General features: G+C 67.4%; 2 protein-coding genes. One reads left to right on the top strand and one right to left on the bottom strand.

The features are described from left to right. On the bottom strand, window positions 1–2,554 hold a 2,554-nt coding region (locus tag WAN02_RS15255), incomplete at its 3' end, for a biotin carboxylase N-terminal domain-containing protein (RefSeq protein ID WP_422265042.1). A 149-nt stretch (window positions 2,555–2,703) separates the two neighbouring features. On the opposite strand from WAN02_RS15255, the gene WAN02_RS15250 reads away from it, so the two are divergent. Then, on the top strand, window positions 2,704–2,872 hold a 169-nt coding region (locus tag WAN02_RS15250; RefSeq protein ID WP_422265043.1), incomplete at its 3' end, for a CDGP domain-containing protein.

The following is a 2,872-nucleotide window of genomic DNA, read 5'->3' as shown; positions in this document are numbered from 1 at the left end:
AGTCGATCGCGTGATGCACGTCGTAGGCCCGTAACCGGTTCTCCGGTATGACATGTCGTGCCCGGCGCGGATCGGGAGCCTCCCAGTCGGACAGCCTGCCCTGAAAATAGGACAGGTACTGCTTGGCCAGCGACACCGCATGCTCCTCGTCGCGGGCGGTCAATCCGACGACCCCGTTGCGCCGCTGCACGTCGATGGGCCCGATATCCTCCGGCCGGTATTGGCCGAGGCCGCCGCCTTCGATCATCGCCGGACCACCCATGCCGATGTTGGCCTCAGGAGTCGCGATGATGACGTCACAGGTGCCGGCCAGCGCCGCGTTGCCGGCGAAGCAACGTCCCGACACGATCGATACCAGCGGCACCCGGCCGCTGAGCGCGCCCAGCGTGCGGAAGGTTGGCACGTCGAGGCCGGCCATGCTCGCGACATCGGTGTCGCCAGGCCGGCCACCGCCGCCTTCGGCGAACAACACCACCGGCAGCTTTCTGCGGGCGGCCAGCTCGAAGACCCGATCGGTTTTGGCGTGGTTGCGCATACCCTGCGTGCCGGCGAGCACGGTGTAGTCATACGACAGCACGGCGGTCTCGACGCCACCGATTCTCGCCACCCCCGCGACCAATCCGTCGGCTGGAGTGTTGGCGATCAGATCGTCTTCCGAGCGCCGGCTGCGCTGCGCGGCGACCGCGAGCGCGCCGTATTCCACGAAGCTTCCGGGGTCGACCAGGTCGGCGATGTTCTCGCGGGCGGTGCGACGATTCTGGTTGTGCCGCTTGGCAATCGCCTTCGGCCGACCTTCATCGAGGGTGAGCAGATGCCGGCGACGGACTTCCTCGAGGTCGGCACGGTCTCGGTCCAGGTCGAGAGCGGAGACATCTGCGGCGCCGGCGCTGTCGCCGGTGCGGGTGAAGACCACCACGGGGTCTCCGGTGCCGACCACCTGCCCGGACGTCACCAAAGCCCGGACCGTGCGCACCGCGTCCGGCGCGGTGAGCACATGTTGCATTTTCATGGCCTCGAGCACTGCCAGTGGCGCGCCTGCGGGGAACTCGGCCCCTTCGGCCGCGACCTCGATCACGGTGCCGGCCAGCTGCGCCCGCAGCACTTCCTCACCCGGATACAGTTCCAGCGGTGCGAGTCGGGGTTCATGACGGCGAGACTGCGCAGCGACGATGAAGGCGGAAAGGTTGTCGTCGATAAATTCGGTGGTCACCGGGCCGGAGCGAACATGGCTGTGCGACAGCACTTCCCGCACAAATCCGGCGTTGGTACGGATTCCTTCGATACCGAATTCATCCAACGCCGTCTGCGCCTTGCGCACCGCGGCGGAAAACGACGATCCGCGTACCCGGGTGATCACTTTGGCCAGCAGCGAGTCATAGCGTGGGCTCGGCGTCAGTCCGGGACACCCGAAGGTGTCGACCCGCACGCCGGGTCCGCTGGGCGGCGAAAACAGCGTGAGGGTGCCCGCGGTGGGCAGGACTGACCCGTCGGCCTCCATCGTCTCCATGTTGACCCGCGTCTGGATCGCGATACCGCGAACCGCGGCGAGCGCACCGACGACTTCGCCGCCGTCGGCGGCGATCCCGGCCGGCAATCCCAGTTGGTGCAACGACGCGCCCTGGGCGATTCTCAACTGCACGGCTACCAGGTCGACGCCGGTGACTTCTTCGGTCACCGTGTGCTCCACCTGGATCCGCGGGTTGACCTCGAGGAAGACGAACTGCTCACCGGTCACCAGGAACTCGACCGTGCCGATTCCACGGTAATCCGCCTGCGAACACAGCAGAGCCGCTGCCCGGTGCAGCTCACGACGCAATGCTGGCGAAATACCCTGTGCCGGTGCGATTTCGACCAACTTCTGGTGGCGGCGCTGGATGCTGCAGTCCCGGTCACCCAGCGCGAGCGCGCGTGACGGCGTTGCGACGATCTGCACCTCGATATGCCGCGCCTGGGCCAGGTGCGCCTCGGCAAAGAGCGCCGGATCGCCGAAGCCGAGTTGCGCCTCTGCGGCGCACTGCCGGTAGGCGTCGTCAATCTGGTCTGCGCTGTGGACTATTCGCATGCCGCGACCGCCGCCGCCGGCAAGCGCCTTGATCACGATCGCGCCCTCGTGGGCGGCGGCGAAGGCGCGAATGTCATCGACGTCGCTGGGTCCTTCGGTGGCCGGCAGTACCGGCACGCCGGCCGCAGCGGCCGCACGCCGGGCCGCCGACTTGTTCCCGAACAGTTCGAGCGCGGCGACGTCGGGCCCGACGAAGGTGTATCCCGCTGCCGCACATGCCTGGGCGAAACCGGGGTGTTCGCTCAGGAACCCGTAACCGGGATGGATCAGCTCGGCACCGGAGTCCTTGGCCGCCGCCAGGATCGCTGCGTGGTCGAGGTATGCGGCCGGGCCGGCGCCGGGCAGAGCGATAGCTTCGTCAGCCGCGTGCACGTGCGGGCTGTCGGCATCGTCCTCGGCGTAGACGGCGACCGTGTCGAGCTCCAACTCGGTTGCCGTGCGGATGATTCGGAGCGCGATCTCACCGCGGTTAGCGATCAGCAGGCGCGTCACGTCCGGTCCTTCTCGAGGTCAACCCCTGTGGGATTCAGCGTCGATCCCGATCCCATCATGCCGCTACCGCGATTACCTGACTAATGGCCCCCAGATCGGACGAGAACTAGTAGTTTCATTGCCGGCGGCGATGTGGAGGAAAAGGGGCCATGAAGCACTACATCTTCGCGGGGCCGGCGGCTGTGCTGGTCGTCGGCGGGCTAGTTGGCTCGGCGCCGCCGGCCATCGCGGGCTGCCTGTACGGGGGACTCTCCGCCAGCCGATGCGATGGACCCGTCCAGCCCGACGGCACCTGGCAACGGTGCGTGATATTCAATT

This window comes from Mycobacterium sp. (assembly GCF_049281135.1).
Taxonomy (GTDB): domain Bacteria; phylum Actinomycetota; class Actinomycetes; order Mycobacteriales; family Mycobacteriaceae; genus Mycobacterium.
Note: the sequence above shows the minus strand (reverse complement) of the source record. Positions and strands in the feature narration are given on the sequence as shown.